The sequence below is a fragment of the Gimesia chilikensis genome, assembly GCF_008329715.1.
In the GTDB taxonomy this organism is placed as follows: Bacteria; Planctomycetota; Planctomycetia; order Planctomycetales; family Planctomycetaceae; genus Gimesia; species Gimesia chilikensis.
In genome coordinates this window covers 530,182-546,323 of the sequence record NZ_VTSR01000001.1, presented here as the reverse complement: position 1 = coordinate 546,323, position 16,142 = coordinate 530,182, and the positions used below count along the sequence as shown (strand labels likewise).

General features: G+C 54.3%; 14 protein-coding genes. 1 reads left to right on the top strand and 13 read right to left on the bottom strand.

Going from position 1 to position 16,142, the window contains the following annotated elements:
- Positions 1 to 12: 12 nt before the first annotated feature.
- The 6 genes from FYZ48_RS01900 to FYZ48_RS01875 all read right to left on the bottom strand — a co-directional run bounded on the left by FYZ48_RS01900 (position 13) and on the right by FYZ48_RS01875 (position 6,226).
- Positions 13 to 546, bottom strand: a complete 534-nt coding sequence (locus FYZ48_RS01900; RefSeq protein ID WP_149336955.1) for a QcrA and Rieske domain-containing protein — start codon at positions 544 to 546, stop codon at positions 13 to 15.
- Positions 543 to 758, bottom strand: coding sequence for a hypothetical protein (locus FYZ48_RS01895; RefSeq protein WP_145038004.1), 216 nt, complete (start codon positions 756 to 758; stop codon positions 543 to 545). Before FYZ48_RS01895 ends, FYZ48_RS01900 begins: the two co-directional genes overlap by 4 nt.
- A complete protein-coding gene (locus tag FYZ48_RS01890; RefSeq protein WP_149336953.1) occupies positions 755 to 1,585 on the bottom strand; it encodes a cytochrome c oxidase assembly protein in 831 nt (276 codons plus the stop codon). The genes FYZ48_RS01895 and FYZ48_RS01890 overlap by 4 nt, the downstream gene beginning before the upstream one ends.
- Positions 1,582 to 3,813 (bottom strand): cytochrome c oxidase subunit I, encoded by a 2,232-nt coding sequence (gene ctaD, locus FYZ48_RS01885; RefSeq protein WP_149336951.1) that lies wholly within the window; start codon positions 3,811 to 3,813, stop codon positions 1,582 to 1,584. Before ctaD ends, FYZ48_RS01890 begins: the two co-directional genes overlap by 4 nt.
- A complete protein-coding gene (gene coxB / locus FYZ48_RS01880) occupies positions 3,810 to 4,784 on the bottom strand; it encodes a cytochrome c oxidase subunit II (protein ID WP_149336949.1) in 975 nt (324 codons plus the stop codon). The genes ctaD and coxB overlap by 4 nt, the downstream gene beginning before the upstream one ends.
- 299 nt (positions 4,785 to 5,083) lie before the next feature.
- Positions 5,084 to 6,226, bottom strand: coding sequence for a serine hydrolase domain-containing protein (locus FYZ48_RS01875; protein ID WP_187781831.1), 1,143 nt, complete (start codon positions 6,224 to 6,226; stop codon positions 5,084 to 5,086).
- 208 nt (positions 6,227 to 6,434) lie between these two features.
- On the opposite strand from FYZ48_RS01875, the gene FYZ48_RS01870 reads away from it, so the two are divergent.
- The gene (locus FYZ48_RS01870) at positions 6,435 to 7,442 is read left to right on the top strand and encodes a DUF2920 family protein (RefSeq protein WP_187781830.1); all 1,008 of its coding nucleotides are present in this window, start codon (positions 6,435 to 6,437) and stop codon (positions 7,440 to 7,442) included.
- 30 nt (positions 7,443 to 7,472) lie between these two features.
- Here the strand turns inward: FYZ48_RS01870 and FYZ48_RS01865 are convergent, their stop codons facing one another.
- The 7 genes from FYZ48_RS01865 to FYZ48_RS01835 all read right to left on the bottom strand — a co-directional run bounded on the left by FYZ48_RS01865 (position 7,473) and on the right by FYZ48_RS01835 (position 16,128).
- Entirely contained in the window at positions 7,473 to 9,287 is a 1,815-nt protein-coding gene (locus FYZ48_RS01865) for a heavy metal translocating P-type ATPase (protein WP_149337153.1), read from the bottom strand.
- Between the two features lie 238 nt (positions 9,288 to 9,525).
- Positions 9,526 to 10,242 carry a ZIP family metal transporter gene (locus FYZ48_RS01860; RefSeq protein ID WP_149336943.1) on the bottom strand — a complete coding sequence of 239 codons (717 nt, stop codon included), beginning with the start codon at positions 10,240 to 10,242 and terminating at the stop codon, positions 9,526 to 9,528.
- Between the two features lie 221 nt (positions 10,243 to 10,463).
- Entirely contained in the window at positions 10,464 to 11,717 is a 1,254-nt protein-coding gene (locus tag FYZ48_RS01855) for a cytochrome-c peroxidase (protein WP_149336941.1), read from the bottom strand.
- Positions 11,718 to 11,982: 265 nt separating this feature from the next.
- Positions 11,983 to 13,875 (bottom strand): ABC transporter ATP-binding protein, encoded by a 1,893-nt coding sequence (locus tag FYZ48_RS01850; protein WP_149336939.1) that lies wholly within the window; start codon positions 13,873 to 13,875, stop codon positions 11,983 to 11,985.
- Positions 13,876 to 14,157: 282 nt separating this feature from the next.
- Positions 14,158 to 14,583, bottom strand: a complete 426-nt coding sequence (locus tag FYZ48_RS01845) for a hypothetical protein (RefSeq protein WP_149336937.1) — start codon at positions 14,581 to 14,583, stop codon at positions 14,158 to 14,160.
- Positions 14,584 to 14,771: 188 nt separating this feature from the next.
- Positions 14,772 to 15,728, bottom strand: coding sequence for a DUF1559 domain-containing protein (locus tag FYZ48_RS01840; RefSeq protein ID WP_149336935.1), 957 nt, complete (start codon positions 15,726 to 15,728; stop codon positions 14,772 to 14,774).
- 211 nt (positions 15,729 to 15,939) lie between these two features.
- Positions 15,940 to 16,128 carry a hypothetical protein gene (locus FYZ48_RS01835; RefSeq protein ID WP_149336933.1) on the bottom strand — a complete coding sequence of 63 codons (189 nt, stop codon included), beginning with the start codon at positions 16,126 to 16,128 and terminating at the stop codon, positions 15,940 to 15,942.
- Positions 16,129 to 16,142: the final 14 nt, after the last annotated feature.

The window sequence follows — 16,142 nt, the reverse complement described above, 5'->3', positions numbered from 1 at the left end:
TCAAAGGTGATTTCAAGTGATTTTGGTCAGTGTCAATGGTGTCGGCCCGGATTCAATTTCAACCTGACCATTATTGATGCGAACATTCAGTCGCTGCAGTGGCTCTGGTGGTGGACCAGCGGCGACGGTCCCATCTTCGTAATACACGCCTCCGTGACAGGGGCACATAAACAGCCGGGGATCATCGACCCATCTGACGGGGCAACCCAGGTGCCGACAGTTGATCGAAAAGGCGATGAACTCGGTTTCACTTGCGCGGCGGATCCAGGCACCCTCTTTGGCTGTGATGCCTGCCCAGGGGACGGAAGAACTGTCTTCATACTGTACCAGCACAAACCCGCCGACTTTGAAATCATCCAGCTTGCCGACTTTCCGCCATTTCTGTTTGGGTTTACGGAACACCGGGGCGAGTACAAAGCCAATGCCGGGCAAAGCGATGATGACACCGATGACTGCAGAGAGGGCAATCGACAGTCGGGCCAGAAAGGTTCTGCGCTGTTGTTGCTGACAGCAGGGTGTTTCGTTTGTGGGCTGATCGCTGTTCAAGGTGTTTTACTCCATGTAGTGCGGATCTCATGCATCCAGGCCCAGATGGCGCCGAACATCATCAGGCCTCCGATCAGGGACATACTCCAGTGAGTGAGAATTCCCCAGAAGGCAAACATGATTCCCATGGACAACGCGGCAGGGGCATAGGTCGGTCGCAGTTCCGGTTCTTCTGTTTCGGTCTCTGTTTCCGCGGTTGTGGTCTCGTTCATCGATGTGCCTCCCTCAAGGAGCCTGTTGTGTCAGGTGCCGCCATGGGTTCCATGTCTGCATACCAGCGTCTGAGTGTGACCATGATGGCTGTGACATAGAGCGAGCAGGGGGGAACCCACATCAGCAGGCCGCCCAGTTTCTGATCGGTGGCAGGTGTCAGTCCCTGGTCGTAGAGCATGTTCAGAATTCCGATGCGATCGACGGGGTTCGCGAAGGCCGGGCAGACCGAGATGACGGTAAATGTGATATAGATTCCCAGAAGCGTACATCCCAGGCAAGCTGAGAACAGGTACAAGACAGCCTGTGCTGAGGGAAGATGAAAGCGTTTAACGGGGGAGAAGATGGGCCACCAGAATGCCAGGCCGGCCAGCAGAAAAGTAGCGTCGCGGACAATTCCCAGTGAGTAGCTCTCAGTTGAAGCACTGCAGAAGGAAGGGATGTGCCAGAACCACATCACACCCAGGCCACTGAGCCAGCCCAGAAAAGGAACCGCGAGCACATGGCCGATGCGGTTGAGTAGCGGATTCTGAAACAGGGTTTCCATCGCAGAGGATGGTAGACTGAGCAGGAGCAGCAGTGGAACAATCAGCAGCAGGGCCAGATGCTGAACGACATGTGCGCTGAACAGGTAACCGTCAGAAAGCACGCCGATCGGAGAGATGTAGGCCAGGGCCAGCGTGAGCTGAGCCAGGGCAAAGCAGGCGATCTGTTTGCCTGACTGTCCGCGCAGACAGACGAGGTACAGGCCGGTCAGGGCCAGCACCAGGAGCCAGATCGGCGAGCTCCATTTCCATAATTCGCTTGTCAGATCGAAGTATGAACTCATTGGAGAAGTCCCAGATAAATAATTCCAAAGACGGCAATCCAGACGACATCGACGAAATGCCAATAGACGCCAACGGCGGCGAACACGTTTGATTTCCGGGCCGTCAGGCTGCCTTTCAGGCCCAGGATCAGCATCACGATCAGGGCGATCACACCCGCGGTCACGTGGATGCCATGAAAGCCGGTGACGGTGAAAAATGTGGCTGAAAACAGATCGGTATTAATAGTGATGTTATCCATCAGGAGACCCGTGTATTCCCAGGCCTGACCGCAGAGGAAGGTGATACCCAGCAGGATCGTCAGTCCCAGGGAGATATTGAATGCTTTCTGCATCCCCCGTTTCAGAAACCGTTCTGCAATCCAGAAGGTGACACTGCTGGAAATCAGGAACAGGCTGAAGATACCGGTCCGTTTGACGTCCAGAACGGCAGACGTGACTTCCTCTTCCGCACTGCGGGTATTGAAGACTACATAGGCGACCAGCAGCAGCAGGAAGAAGACCGCCTCCGAAGCGATAAAAGCCCAGGCAGCGATCTTGGGAAGATTACCACGGCGGCCTTTGTCTTCGGGAGTGGTTTCTACTTTCCAGTCTGCATTTTCGGGATGATTCAGATCCCAGACGGGACGTCGGCTCTTGATTTCGGGAACCGTTTCGAAGTTCTCAGTGGGCGGCGGGGAAGTGGTCGCCCATTCGAGGGTAAAGGCATCCCAGGGATTGTCGCCGGCGATTTTACCGCGTTTGAGACTCACGGCGATATTCCAGAGTAACACCAGAGTACCAACGGCCATGAAGAGGGCTCCCAGTGAAGCGACTCCGTTCAGCAGTGCCCAGCCGGGATTGTCGGCATAGGTATAAACACGGCGGGGCATGCCCATCATGCCCAGGAAGTGCTGAACCATGAAGGTCATGTTGAATCCGATGACCCAGAGCCAGAACTGGGTGAGCCCCAGTCGCTCGTTGAGCATCCGGCCGGTCATTTTGGGGAACCAGTAATAGGTGGCGGAGAACAGGGCGAATACGAGGCCGCCGATCAGCACGTAATGAAAGTGTGCGACGACGAAGTAGGTGTCGGTGAGCTGCCAGTCGATGGGGACCGCAGCGAACATGATGCCGGTCAATCCTCCGATCACAAACTGCAGCAGAAACGCGACAGCGAAGTGCAGGGATGTGTTGAAATTGATTTCCCCGCCCCAGAGGGTGGCTGTCCAGTTAAAGACTTTAATACCGGTGGGGATCGCGATGAGCAGCGAACCGACGGCAAAAAAGATGTCAGCATACATGCCCAGGCCGACAGCAAACATGTGGTGCGCCCAGACCCCGTACCCGAGGAGGACGATGGCGACTGAGGAAGCAGCGACGAAGGTATAACCATAGATGGGTTTGCGGGAGAAGACGGGGATGATTTCGCTGATCATACCGAAGCCGGGCAGAATCAGAATGTAGACTTCAGGGTGTCCGAAGATCCAGAAGTAATGCTGCCAGAGTACTGCGGAACCGCCGCGACTGGGATCAAAGAAGGGAGAGCCCAGCCAGCGATCAATGAGCAACATGGCCAGGGCCGAGTTCAGTGCCGGCAGAGCGAGGATGATCAGGATCACCTGCATGAGCATCATCCAGACAAACAGCGGGACCCGCTGCAGGCTCATGCCGGGCGCACGGAGGCTGATAATCGTGGCAAAGATGTTGATCGCCCCCGACACGGAGCCAATCCCCATGAGTAGCAGGCCGATGATCCAGTAGTCAACTCCCTGCAGAGAGCTGTAAGCTTTGGTGGAGAGGGGAACGTAGTTGAACCAGCCGGCGTTAGGTGCGGAACCCGTCAGAAAGCTGAAGTGCAATAGTGCCGCCCCGAAGAAAAAGATCCAGAAGCCGAACGAGTTCAGACGTGGAAAGGCGACATCGCGGGCACCGATCATCAGGGGGACAAAATAATTGGCAAACCCCGTCAGTATGGGCATGCCCACCAGGAAAACCATGGTAGTCCCATGCATCGTGAATAACTGGTTGAACATTTTCGGCCCAAGAAACGTGTTATTGGGCAGCGCAAGCTGAATCCGCATCAACAGGGCTTCGAAGCCGCCGATCCCCAGGTAGAACACGGCAGTCAGGATGTACATGATGCCGATTTTTTTATGATCCAGCGTACTGACCCAGTCGAGCAGCCGCGTGTAGTTCGCGGGGGACTTGAGGCTGGTATAGTCGGCTTGTTCAACAGATCCTGTCGTCACTTGAGTGTCTCCAGGTAGGCTACGAGTTGTTTAAGATTCTGTTCACTGAGCTTGAAGTTCGGCATTTTACAACCGGGTTTGACCGCCTGGGGGTTTTTGAGCCAGAGGGTCAGGTTCTCAGTGGAGTTGGTCAGAACGCCTGAACCAATTTCGCTGCGCGTCGCAAAATGAGTCAGGTCGGGGCCGATCATGGCCTGGGCTGAGGTGCCTGCGATCTTATGACACCGCGGACAGGTCGCTTTGAAAAAGTATTCTCGACCAGCCATGGCCAGGGGGGAGATCAGCGTTGTCGCTTCGGGTTTCTTTTGTTGTCCGGCGATCCACTTCTGGTATTCTTCTTCGCTCTCACCGATGACTAAGAAGTTCATCCAGGCATGCTGGGCACCACAGTATTCGGAGCAGCGGCCCTGATAAGTGCCCGGCTTGCTGGCCTGCAGCCAGAGGTAGTTGTCTCGTCCGGGGATGGCGTCAATCTTAGGGCCCAGCTGTGGGACCCAGAAGCTGTGGATCACGTCATCCGAGTTGATGCGGATGCGAAATTTCCGTTTGGGATCGGCAGGGATATGAATTTCATTGGCGGAGATCACACCCGCTTTGGGGTACTCGACCTCCCACCACCACTGGTGTCCGGTGATAATCAGTTCGACATCCTGAACTTCCTCGGCGTTGTCTGCGCTTTGTGGTTTTACATCAGGTATGGCGTTGAGGGTGATGACGAGGTTTGCACTGATGGCAACCAGCCAGAGTACAATGATGACCGGGCCGATGACCCAGGCGATTTCTGCTTTCTCACTGCCAAAATTCTGATCGGGAAGAGTCTGGCGGCGGCGGCCTTTTGAAATGGCAATCAGGATCAGCCCAGTCACGATCGCAAAGATGACGGCACTGATCAATAAGACCTGAAGAAACAAGTTGTTGATTGCCTCTGCCTGTGGCGACGCGGGGTCAAGAACAGGTATCACAGAGTTCATAAACAATGCCTGGAATCTGATATGCTAAAGATGTCTGCTGCGTGATGAGGAGCGGCTAAGTCAGGTTAATGACTCAGTATAGTTCAATAGTGTGATTAATGAATGGGAATTGATCAATTTCTATTCTGGAAAAAAAACGGAACTGCGGCCAAATCAAAGCAGGTGGAACCCAGACGGGCTATCTTATCCCAAGTGAAACAGGCAATGTTTAACGTTTCGTTATTTTTCTCTCCATCGTATTGAATATGCGGTCGACTTTAACGTATCAGAGTTTTCGCAGGTTAAATTTTCGAGCGCTGTTAAAGATTCGCGGGTTCAATGAATGCAGATGCGATGATGTTTGAAAGCTGCACCAGTCGCCAGGGAGCTCGCGAGCGGATTGCCGTCGTGAGTAGAACAGCAAAGCCGTCACGACGACGATCCATCCAGACCATGGTCCCTGTCGCGCCGGTATGTCCAAAGACGCTGCGGTCGAGCAGGTTGCCCCAGCTGCCGCTTTGCCCCGGATGATTCAATCTCCAGCCCAGTCCCCACGGTTGGGAGCGGCGGATTGATTCGGGCAGATCGGGATAGTCATCCAGACGGTTGGTCGTGGCCATCTCGACCATGGAGCGGGAGAGCAGTTGCGTTCCCTGGACTTCGCCATAATTCAGCATGCACTGACAGATGACCGCCATATCTGCAGGAGAAGCGAACATGCCTCCCCAGGGGACACCGAGGTCCTGCCAGTATTTGCTGTTCCAGCCGAAATGAGAACCGGCCTGGTACTCGGGCGTTTCGACCCGCACCAGTCGCTCGCGAGGAAAATCACCCCGTCCGAGCCAGGTGCTGTTGAGTCCCAGTGGTTTGATAATTTCATCACGAACGTGCTGAGCGATGGTTTTGCGCGTGAGTCTCTGTACAATTTCAGCCACGATTAACGTGCCCATGCTCTGATAGCTGAGTCCGGTGCCCGCAGGCTGGAACAGGGGAACCGTGTCATAGATGGCCCCGTTGATAAATTTATCCAGGGGGGCCAGTGACTGGCGGAGTTCCACATTGTTCGACAGCATATCAGGCATTCCCGAAGTGTGTGTGAACAGATGGTGGACCAGAATTGATTCTTTATGGTGCGCTGCGAAATCGGGGATGTAATGCGTGACTGGATTGGATAGAACCAGCTGGCCACGTTCGACGAGACGCAGGGCACTCATATAAACAACGGGTTTGGTAATCGATGCGAGCAGAAACATGCCATCCTGGCGAATCGGTTCTGCTTTTCTTTCCGGCCCCTGTTTGCCGAAGAAGACTGGTTCGACCATTTTTCCATGGCGGCCGACGACAATGGCAGCGCCGGGAATATCGCCGGCGTCCGTCCATTCTGTCAGCAGTTGATGCGCCAGTTTGAGCCGTTCGGGATCCAGGTTCAGTTCCCGGGGTTCGGCGGTGGGGAGTGCAGTCATCAGCAGGTTCCTCTGAAAGCAGGGGGCGGGATTGACTCGAGCCAGCCAGTTCACGATGATCGATAGAAGAGTCAGCGTCAAGTGAGAGAGGGGGCTGACTGCTCTGAAGGCTCGCAATCTGATGAATTCACTTACTGAGGTTGACTGAACGATGAACCGGTGTCTGTCTATTTTGTGTCTATGTTGTGTGCTGTTCTGGAACCTCGCTGTGCAGGCCGCAGAATTGCCGGACAAGGATGGCACAGTCACCATCGCGACACAGGAATGGCCGTTTCAGCCGGGGCCGCGTGAAGTCAAAGTCTACATTTACTATCCCGGTAAAAGTCTGCAGCAGGTGAATAAAGAGACGGGGCTGATTCTCAACCTGCATAACTGGGGTGGAACGAATACTTCGGGGGCCGGCAATCCGAGTGTGCTGACTAAAGAACTCAATGTGATCGCGATCTCCGTGGACTATCTGCAGAGCGGTTCGTGGAAAGACCAGTCGGGAGCTCCTTACGATTTCGGTTACCTGCAGGCGATTGATGCCCTGCGGGCGCTGGCGTTTGTCTTTCAGGGATTACAGGACAAGCAGATTCCGTTCAACGACAAACGGATCTATGCGACCGGGGGATCGGGGGGCGGGAATGTCACCCTGATGTGTAATAAATTCGCACCGCATACGTTTACCGGGGTGGTCGATATCTGCGGTATGCCCCGGTTGAGTAATGACATCGCATACAATCTCCCCGGCGGGAGCAGCCTGAATGCCCGCTACAGTAAGGATCCACATTCTCCCGACTACCTGACGCCCGGCGGCCAGGAGATTCGTTATCTGGGCAACCCGCATCATCTGAAACTGATGAAGGCCCGGGGACATGAAACAAAGATTCTGATCATCCATGGCAGCGGGGATACCACCTGCCCGTATGCAGACGCGCGGGACATGTATCAGAATATGAAAGCAGCCGGCCTGGACGTTTCCGCGAAGTTTGTGACGGAGAACGATCTGGATGGCAAGATTTTCAAATCGATCGGGCATTCACTCGGCGATCGCACGCAGATGATTGTGCAACTGGGAGGAGAGTTTATCATCCCGGGACGACCCCAGTATCGATTACGAAGTTCGCCCACCGACATTGAGCTGAAACAGGATGTCGTCTATCCCACGTCCGACGGTCGCTACGTGATTTCTTGGCAGAAGGGGATTCCTGAAGTTCGCTTCGAAGCCCAGTAGGTTCTTAGAGTTGATCTGATCCGGAAATGATCAGTCCGGTTCCCCCGGTTTGAAATCGATCAGGGCTTTGGGAGGCAGGGCCACGCGCAGGGCATTCAGCACCGCCAGAACATCAATCACCTCCTGGCTGATCGCACCAGCGACCGGGGGGAGATAACCGGCGGCTGCGAGTAACATGCCCAGCATGCTCAACGCCATGCCGCCGATCGCGCTTTGCAGGGCGATGCGACGCATACGACGACTGATGTGCAGGAATTCGTCGATCTTCTGCAGGGAACTGTCCATCACAATTACATCGGCGGCTTCTGTGGTGACATCGCTGTTCTGTCCGAAAGCGACGCCTACAGTCGCAGCGACGAGTGCGGGGGCGTCGTTGATGCCATCCCCCACGAAGATGGTATTCGCTTGCGCTGTTTCCTGGTTGACGATTTCCAGTTTCTGCTCAGGACTTTGACTGAAATAGACCTCTTGAATTCCGACCTGTTCGGCCAGATAGCGGACCTCTGATTCCCGGTCTCCGGAGACCAGCATGGTCCTGCCAAAGTGATGCTTGGGGGAGAGATGATTGATAAACGAGAGACCATCGTTGCGGGGCGTATCCCGAAACCGGTAGAGCCCTGAATATTGATTGTCGATCAGAATCACGCATTCCAGCCCGCCGACCTGTTCGGGGAGCTCTGATTCCAGGTCGGGGTATTGGTGCAGCAGTTTTTTGCGACTGGTGATCTCGACACTGTGTCCGTTGACCGTGCCTTTGAGGCCCTGTCCGGGAGGTTCGCTGATTTCGGTCGCTTCATGCACGACGGCTCGGGCCTCCTGCATGGCATCCAGAATGGCCTGAGAGAGCGGGTGTTTGGAAAACCGCTCGATACTACCCACCAGGCTGAGGACCTCCTCCGCATTCATGTTGGGCGCATAAATCTGTTCGGTGAGTTGAGGTTCGCCGTAGGTCAATGTGCCTGTTTTATCAAAGATAATTGTCCGACAGGTATCTGCGGTTTCGAGGGATGTTGGATCACGGACAATGATTGCCCGGCGTGCTGCCAGGGAAATTGAACCGATAATCGCGACCGGTATTGCGATCAGCAGTGGACAGGGAGTGGCAACGACCATCACTGCCAGGAAGCGGACCGGGTCGCCGGTCAACACCCAGGCTACAATGCCGATCAGAACCGCGAGGGGCGTGTACCAGGCTCCCAGTCGGTCAGCCAGTCGCCGCATCCGGGGGCGGTGCTGTTCGGAAGCCTGCATGACTTCCATGATTTTGGCATACCGCGAGTCGATGGCCCGTTTCTCTGCGCGGACAATCAGGGCCGCTTCTCCGTTGATGGCCCCGGAGAGGACCTGCGATCCCGGTGTCTTGGACATCATATAAGGTTCACCGGTGAGGTAAGATTCATCCATGACGCCGTGCCCTTCGAGCACGGTTCCGTCGATGGGGCAGGTCTCATGCGGGAAGATCACGATCGTATCGTTGATCTGAATCTGATCCAGTGCGATGTCGTCGATGCGGGAATCGGTTTTACGATGTGCGATGGACGGCATGCGGCGGCTGAGGGCCTGAAGGACGGACGAGGCACTGCGGACCGCGTAGGCTTCGAGCGCCTCACCACCCGAGAGCATCAGTACCACCAGGGAGCCGGCCAGGTACTCTCCCAGAATGACGGATACCACGATCGAGATTCCGGCCAGCAGATCAGATCCGAATTCGCGATGGACCATTTTGACCAGCAGGCCCCAGACCAGGGGCGTGCCTCCCAGCAGCAGGACCGACCAGAGAGGGATGTTTTGAGTTGTTTCCGGAACATTCCAGCCATAGCGCAGACAGAGGTAGACCACGATCATCAGAATCGTGAACAGCGCGATAACGGTTTCCAGTGATTTCCAGAGTGATGTACTCGAAGAGGCAGAGGGGGAGTCTGACACTGAGGACCCTTTGATCTGTGATGAAGAATGCCCGCACAGCTCGGCGGATGTTGTGCTGCCAGTCAGCTTGCATTATAGCAGCTCACTGTAAAGCGGTCCTCTGAGTATCAGAGAAAAGTATGTGGGAAAGTCGAGGTTGAGGCAAAAACGTCGATCTTCAGGCGATGACCATTTGTGCGATCAGTCCAAAGACGAAGCCGAGAACAGCGCCCAGGGAAGGTGCCCAGCGACGTTCGAGTTTGGCCTGGGGGGCAATATCCTGAAATGTCAGATACAGAATGCCACCGGCGGCGAAGAGCATGATCAGGCCGACCATCCGGGGAATGAGTGCCAGCAGATAGTATCCGATCAATCCGGAGATGGGACCGAGCAGTACCAGTAGACAGAAACCGGGCAGAATGTATTTTTTCGTCATGGTGGTAGAACTGTTGAGTTCGCGAAAGGCATTAAAGCCTTCCGGCAGATTCTGCAGTCCGATGAGGATCGCCAGCAGGAGTCCGACGGATTCTCCATTGGTCGCGAAGGAAGCCCCTAATGCGAGGGATTCGGGAACAAAGTCGAGCAGCATCGCGATTAACTGAGAGGCCGAGTTTTTGTGAGTCGCCAGAATGCGGTCGACGATCATGAAGCAGACGCCGCCAAATAGAATCGCCAACGCTGCGATCAGGGGGGGCTGCTCGGAAATGCCCTCTGGAACGAGAACCAGGGCGACAGCCGCCAGCAGGACGCCTCCACCGAAGGCGATGATGGAGTGTCGAAATTCGACTTCCAGCCAGCGGGGATGAATCCGTTCGATCAGCGCGAGAAATCCCCCGATGGGAATCGTGATCCCGGCCAGGGTGGTTAAGACGATAACTTCCAGTACGCCGCTCAAGGGCTGTCCTCGTGATGACAGATCAGTGAAACGTTGAGGGAAAACAGATCAGATGTCGGGTTCGTGTCTGAAATGTTTGCTATAGACTATACGGTTTCGAGATTTTAAATCAACCTGATGTTACACTGGATGGAAGATCTGTCTTAGTGATGTGCAGACAAAAAAAACAGCCCGACTTCTCAGCCGGGCTGTCGAATTTAATTCACAATGCTACATCAGCCTTACTCAGGCAGCCGTCCCGACTCTACTTTGGGGAAGGGGCCGGTACAGGCTTTCATGAAGGCAACCAGGTCTTTTTTGTCCTGGGCCGACAGGTTCAGTTTTTTGACCTTGTCACTCAACCAGGGGTTAGGTGTGCCCCCTTTGTTGTAGTGTTCCACGACTTCTTCCAGTGTCTCCAGCGATCCATCATGCATGTAAGGTGCACTTTGTTCGACGTTGCGAATCGTGGGAGTTTTGAAGGCACCTTTATCTTTCTCCTGTTTGGTGACTTCGTAGCGACCGAGGTCCGGTTTATCTGCATCCATGCCGACGCCGAGGTTGTGGTATTTTTCATCGGCCAGGTTCGGACCCAGGTGACAGGCGGCGCAGTTGACTTCTTCGCTGAAGAACAGTTTCATACCGCGTTTGGCACTGTCTGACATGGGATGTTTTTTGGTCATTGCCAGGGCCGCTTCGTACTCTTCCTTGAAGTCTTCCAGATCTTCCTTATCGAGTTTGAGGAATGGTTTGAGCTGCTCCTGGTAATCGAAGGGAGTCGGTCCGGTCACCACGGCACGTTCAAAAGCTGCGATGGCTTTGCCGACGTTATCGATGGTGATGCCGTCTTTGAAGATTTTCTTGAACTGCATCTGATAGCCGGGGATCTTCTTGAGAGTCTTCACTGCGTTCTCATGCGTGTTGGCCATTTCAATCGGGTTGGCGATCGGTCCGACTGCCTGTTCTTCCAGCGTGGCGGCACGGCCATCCCAGAATTGAGGACCGCTGAGAATCCGGTTGTAGCTGATGGGCGAGTTACGGCCCCCTTCCTGGTCCCGGACACCGATGCCGAACTGTGTGTGTCGTCCCCAGCCTTCATCGGGATGATGGCAGCTGGCACAGCTGATGGTGTTATCGGACGAGAGACGCGTGTCGAAATAGAGCTGGCGTCCCAGTTCAACTTTGGCCCTGGTGAGGGGATTTTCTTTGAGGCCTTGCATTTGGGCCTGACCGGCGCTGAGGCCGAGGGGGAGCGTGACTTCCAGAATCTGGTGATTCTCGGGATTGTCGAGCCACTCTTTGATTTCAGCTTTGGTGAGGGGGCCTTTGCCGGGAACTCCCAGTGTAAGTTCATCTGTACCCAGCTGCACTTTGTTTGATTTTTTTTCGGCAGCCTGTGCTGTTCCCGCCTGAGTGCAGGTCAGTCCTGCCAGCAGGGCTGTCGCCACGCTGAGTTTGAGCAGCAGGGGGTAGCTTCGGTGTTCCGATACGTTCATTCGAGTCTCTTCCTTTCCGGGAGCATCCCGGTGATTTAAATATAACCAGTAAAACGAAAGGGGCTTTTAGAGTGTCTCGACGACGTCGTGAAAATGACGTCACCGACGATTGAAATATTATTTTTGATTGAGGGATGGTTCAGGTGGGAAAACGCTTTAACTCTTACATCAAATTGTACGCATGCATGCAGGGGTTTTCAATTTGGAACCCGTCGCACGCGAAGGGTTTTGTGGAATTGATTTTTTACCTGAAAGTCATTTCAGTTCAGCTGACTTCCGCGGGGCTGGTCTGCAGGAGGACCATTTCCCGGTATTTGCCGTCTGTCTCCATGAGCGTCTCGTGTGTGCCGGTTTCGATGATGCGTCCCCCTTCAAAGACGACGATTCGATTGGCGTGCGTAATTGTACTCAGGCGGTGGGCGATCACAAAACAGGTACGATTTTGCATCAATGTGGCCAGACTGTCCTGAATCAGGCGTTCGCTTTCGGTATCCAGATTACTGGTCGCTTCATCAAGAATTAACAGACGGGGATCCGCCAGAATTGCACGAGCGATGGCCAGACGCTGTCGTTGTCCGCCGCTCAGTTTGACACCCCGCTCACCAATGAGGGTCTGATAACCTTGTGGCAGATGCTGAATAAATTCATCGGCATTCGCGACTTCCGCAGCCCGTTGAATTTCTGATAATTCCGCGTGTCGATTCCCATAACCGATATTTTCAGCAACGGAGCCATCAAACAGAAAGACATCCTGTTCGACGACACCGATCAGGTGCCGGTAACTTTCTACATCGAGGTCTTTTAGATCCTGACCATCGAGCTGCACCTGTCCTGAAGTCGGATCATAAAATCGGGCGACCAGATTACAGAAGGTGGTTTTGCCCGCCCCACTGGGACCCACCAGTGCGATGGTTTCGCCGGGCGCAATATCAATCGAGATGTCCTCGAGGGCATATTGCAGCGAGCCGGGATATTGAAAATTCACATCCTGGAAAGTGACGCGGCCTTCCACATCGCCCCGACTGATTTTTCTGGCGGTGGCCGATTCCATTTCGCGAGGTTCGGCGAGTAGATCGAGCACGCGATCCAGTCCTGAGAGGCTGTTCTGGAACTGGGCGGCACTCTGCGCAAGCACGGCCAGCGGACCGAGCAGCATCAGCAGGTAAGCCAGGAACATCACCAGGTCACCCAGTGTGAGTTCTCCCTGCAGCACCTGCCAGCCGCCGTAGAGGAGCAGGCAGGCCGAAGCGATCGGGATCAGGGTTTCCCAGACAATCTCAATCAGTCGCGACCACCACCAGGCGTAGAGTTCCTGGCGCCCCATCAGGTGGTTGCCGCGCAACACGCGGGTTGTCTCAGACCGCTGCCGACCGAAGGCACGCACGACGCGCATGCCACCAAAGGACTCGGTGGCCAGGGCATCGACGGCAACGCGCTGCTGACGGATCTTGCGGTGTTGCGGACGAATCCGACTGATCCAGGTACGATGGGTGAGGTAGACCAGCGGCACCAGAAACAGCGCGCCCAGTAACAGACGCCAGTCGACCCAGGCCAGAATGATCAAGCTGCCGAGTAACTGGATGATCGCGCGACAGGGATTATAGAGCATACCGAAGACCAGTTCGCCGACACTGCCGGCATCCTCGCGGAGAATGCTGGTCGCACCACCTGATTTAAGTTCTTGGACGCGGTGCAGGGGGAGGCGGACGGCGTGCGCAAAGACGAGTTTGCGGACCTTCATTTGAATCAACTTGGTGATGCGGGTTGCATGCCAGCGTCCCCAGATCTGCAGAGCGATACGCACCATCGAGATCAGAATCACACCAACAGTGATTGTGACCAGCAGTGGCCAGGGTTGATGCGGGACCCACGAGGGGAGATTTACGGGCAGTGGTTTCTGATCGAGCACATAGTCGACCACGAACTTTGTGGCCGCGGGCGGGATTAACGCGAGCAGGGTCGCAATCGTCAGTGTGCCCAGTGACAACAGTACGGAGGCCCGGTAGTTTTTCAGCAGTCCCAGAAAGCTGCGGATCAGTTCCCAGGAGGAACGGTCCCGGTTCGACGCCTGTTTCTGCTGGGCCTTGATCTGGGTTTCACGAAACTCTGTTTTATATTCTTCGAACTGCTGGCGACTGGTACGCGAATGTGTAGTCATGAATGCTCTTTAAGGGAAACGATCGCTGGAACGAAATCGCATTTCCGGAGAGGGTAGTCGAGTGATAATTGCGGGTATCTATTATTATAGAGAGTTTTGACGGGGAACAAGCCATTATTCCGGTAGATTCGCGTACACCTGGATGTGGAAAGGCTCGAATTCGGTCGAGGGGGGAGGAACTGGCGGGGAACAGAAATGCGGAGTTGTTAGAAACTTATTTCCCGACCTGCAGCAGATCAGTGTTTGATCTGCGACAGGAAGGGGACAAGAACAGGAACAGGCTCATTTGGCCTTTTTGGGTTTGTCGTCGGTCAGTGGGAAGTCGATCGTGTTGGGTTTGTCTGGTTCGACTCTGACCACAAGACCGGAGTTTTCGAGATCGCCGTACCATTCTGGAATGACAGACACGGGACCGGCATTGCCGTTGACGGCATCTTCCGGGAGGCCGGAACCCCCTTCGCTGGTCATGGCGGTGATCATGACTTTGTATTCGCCGGGGATCACACCATCCGATTCATCGAATGTTCCCATGTAGTAATTGCCGTCCCGGTCGATGTTACCCTGGGCGGGGGGACCGCCACCAACGGGAATAAAGACCAGCGAACCGATATGCAGCACCTCTCCATTATAACTGACGCTGCCTGTGACCGGAGAGCGAGCCGGATGGCCGTCTCCACAGCCCCAGACGGAGATCAGCAGGACTAACATGACAGCTTGAACGAAACGATTGCAAAATATTCTCAAGTTGAAAGGTACAGGTCTGGAGATCATCTGAAATACCCTGGTAGTAAAGTGAAGTGTGGTAGGGATTGATTGAAACCAATTCAGGTCAAGGTAAATCTCCCCCGGAAAGAACAGCTGCTCTTTCCGGGAGAAAACCATTTCAGGTGTTTAGATCACCATTCACCCAGAACTTCGCCCTGGGCTCTGGTGCCGAGTCCTTTGAACAGTGCGAGATCGATGTTCTCACTGATGAAGTGGACGGAGCCGTCACCCATCAGGAAGTGTGCTCCACCAACGTGGTAGCTGGTGTAAGGAGTATGGTTGGTACCAAAACTTCCACGGTAGTTAATGGGGAACTGGATGTTTTTACTGTCCAGCATCAGACGTCTGGTGTCGGTGTACCAGTACATGCCCCAGGTCCAGGGTTGAATTCCGCCCCAGCCGGCTTTCATTGAAGCTGACCAGCCGTAAGAAGACGACGATTCCCCAAGCAGAATAGTGTTGGTTGTTCCGTCAATTACATCGCGGAATCTGGTTTTGCTCTGTGGGAAAATCAGTCCGGTATTGGCCCAGCGGTAGTTATTAGCATCCGAAGGGTTAGTGACATCATCAACACGACCGGCACAGGCGCGATAGTGCAGCGCTCCATGACTCACAATCCAGGGAAGGGTTGAATTCACGATATCGGGTGATCGATTGCCCAAGGCAGATGAAGGGCAGGCGAAAACGGGAATGGGTCCCCAGATTTCATTCCGGCCATTATGCGGTGCGGTATCGATCCGCCAGGGAGCGAGTTCACTGATCGGGTTGGGGGAGAAGGCTTCCATGGCGTGCAGCCGGGTCGCCTCGTCAATGTAGGGGAAAATTTTGGGAGCCCAGCCCATGTGATAGCCACCGCCCGGATAGGTGGGAGTGGGATGGCTGCCGTTGGGTAAGCAGCCGAAGGTGTCGTGGTAGTTGTGGAAGGCCAATCCCAGTTGCTTGAGATTGTTTTTGCACTGAGATCTGCGAGCCGCTTCCCGTGCCTGCTGAACAGCTGGTAAGAGTAAGGCAATCAAAATGGCGATAATTGCGATGACGACCAGTAGTTCAATTAATGTGAATGCTTTGCGTCTTAAGTGGGTGCCCATGTTCATTTCCTTTAAAAAATATGATAAACGGAAATCGATTGATTGAGCGGCTGAATGTATTTAAGAGCGCGAAATAAAGGATCATTATTTAAGTAAATATCACTAATTAATAATAAATATGATAAACCACATGTCAATCTTTTTTTCCGTGCCCGGGGTGAACAGACCGTGGGGTCTGGGGCATTTTTCAGGATGCATTGCGGAAAACTGATCAGATTGTACTGATGTATTTTTCCCTGGGAAGAAATATCAGGACTTCGTCGACATACGATCCGTATTCCGGAATGCCGGAAGAGGGTTTCTCTGGACCTGGGGGAGGGGCGTAAGTACCATGAATAAAGCCGAAGTGATTCTTTCCGGCTGCCTCCGTTCGATCTCCTGCCTGAATCTCAATCTGCATTGATTATCATGCCT

What these genes read in the sequence shown, in the direction of transcription:
- FYZ48_RS01895 (WP_145038004.1), bottom strand. Translation starts at nt 758, where the DNA reads ATGAACGAGACCACAACCGCGGAAACAGAGACCGAAACAGAAGAACCG.
- FYZ48_RS01890 (WP_149336953.1), bottom strand. Translation starts at nt 1,585, where the DNA reads ATGAGTTCATACTTCGATCTGACAAGCGAATTATGGAAATGGAGCTCG.
- coxB (WP_149336949.1), bottom strand. Translation starts at nt 4,784, where the DNA reads ATGAACTCTGTGATACCTGTTCTTGACCCCGCGTCGCCACAGGCAGAG.
- FYZ48_RS01875 (WP_187781831.1), bottom strand. Translation starts at nt 6,226, where the DNA reads ATGACTGCACTCCCCACCGCCGAACCCCGGGAACTGAACCTGGATCCC.
- FYZ48_RS01865 (WP_149337153.1), bottom strand. Translation starts at nt 9,287, where the DNA reads ATGATCGTGGTCTACCTCTGTCTGCGCTATGGCTGGAATGTTCCGGAA.
- FYZ48_RS01855 (WP_149336941.1), bottom strand. Translation starts at nt 11,717, where the DNA reads ATGAACGTATCGGAACACCGAAGCTACCCCCTGCTGCTCAAACTCAGC.
- FYZ48_RS01850 (WP_149336939.1), bottom strand. Translation starts at nt 13,875, where the DNA reads ATGACTACACATTCGCGTACCAGTCGCCAGCAGTTCGAAGAATATAAA.
- FYZ48_RS01845 (WP_149336937.1), bottom strand. Translation starts at nt 14,583, where the DNA reads ATGTTAGTCCTGCTGATCTCCGTCTGGGGCTGTGGAGACGGCCATCCG.
- FYZ48_RS01840 (WP_149336935.1), bottom strand. Translation starts at nt 15,728, where the DNA reads ATGGGCACCCACTTAAGACGCAAAGCATTCACATTAATTGAACTACTG.
- FYZ48_RS01835 (WP_149336933.1), bottom strand. Translation starts at nt 16,128, where the DNA reads ATGCAGATTGAGATTCAGGCAGGAGATCGAACGGAGGCAGCCGGAAAG.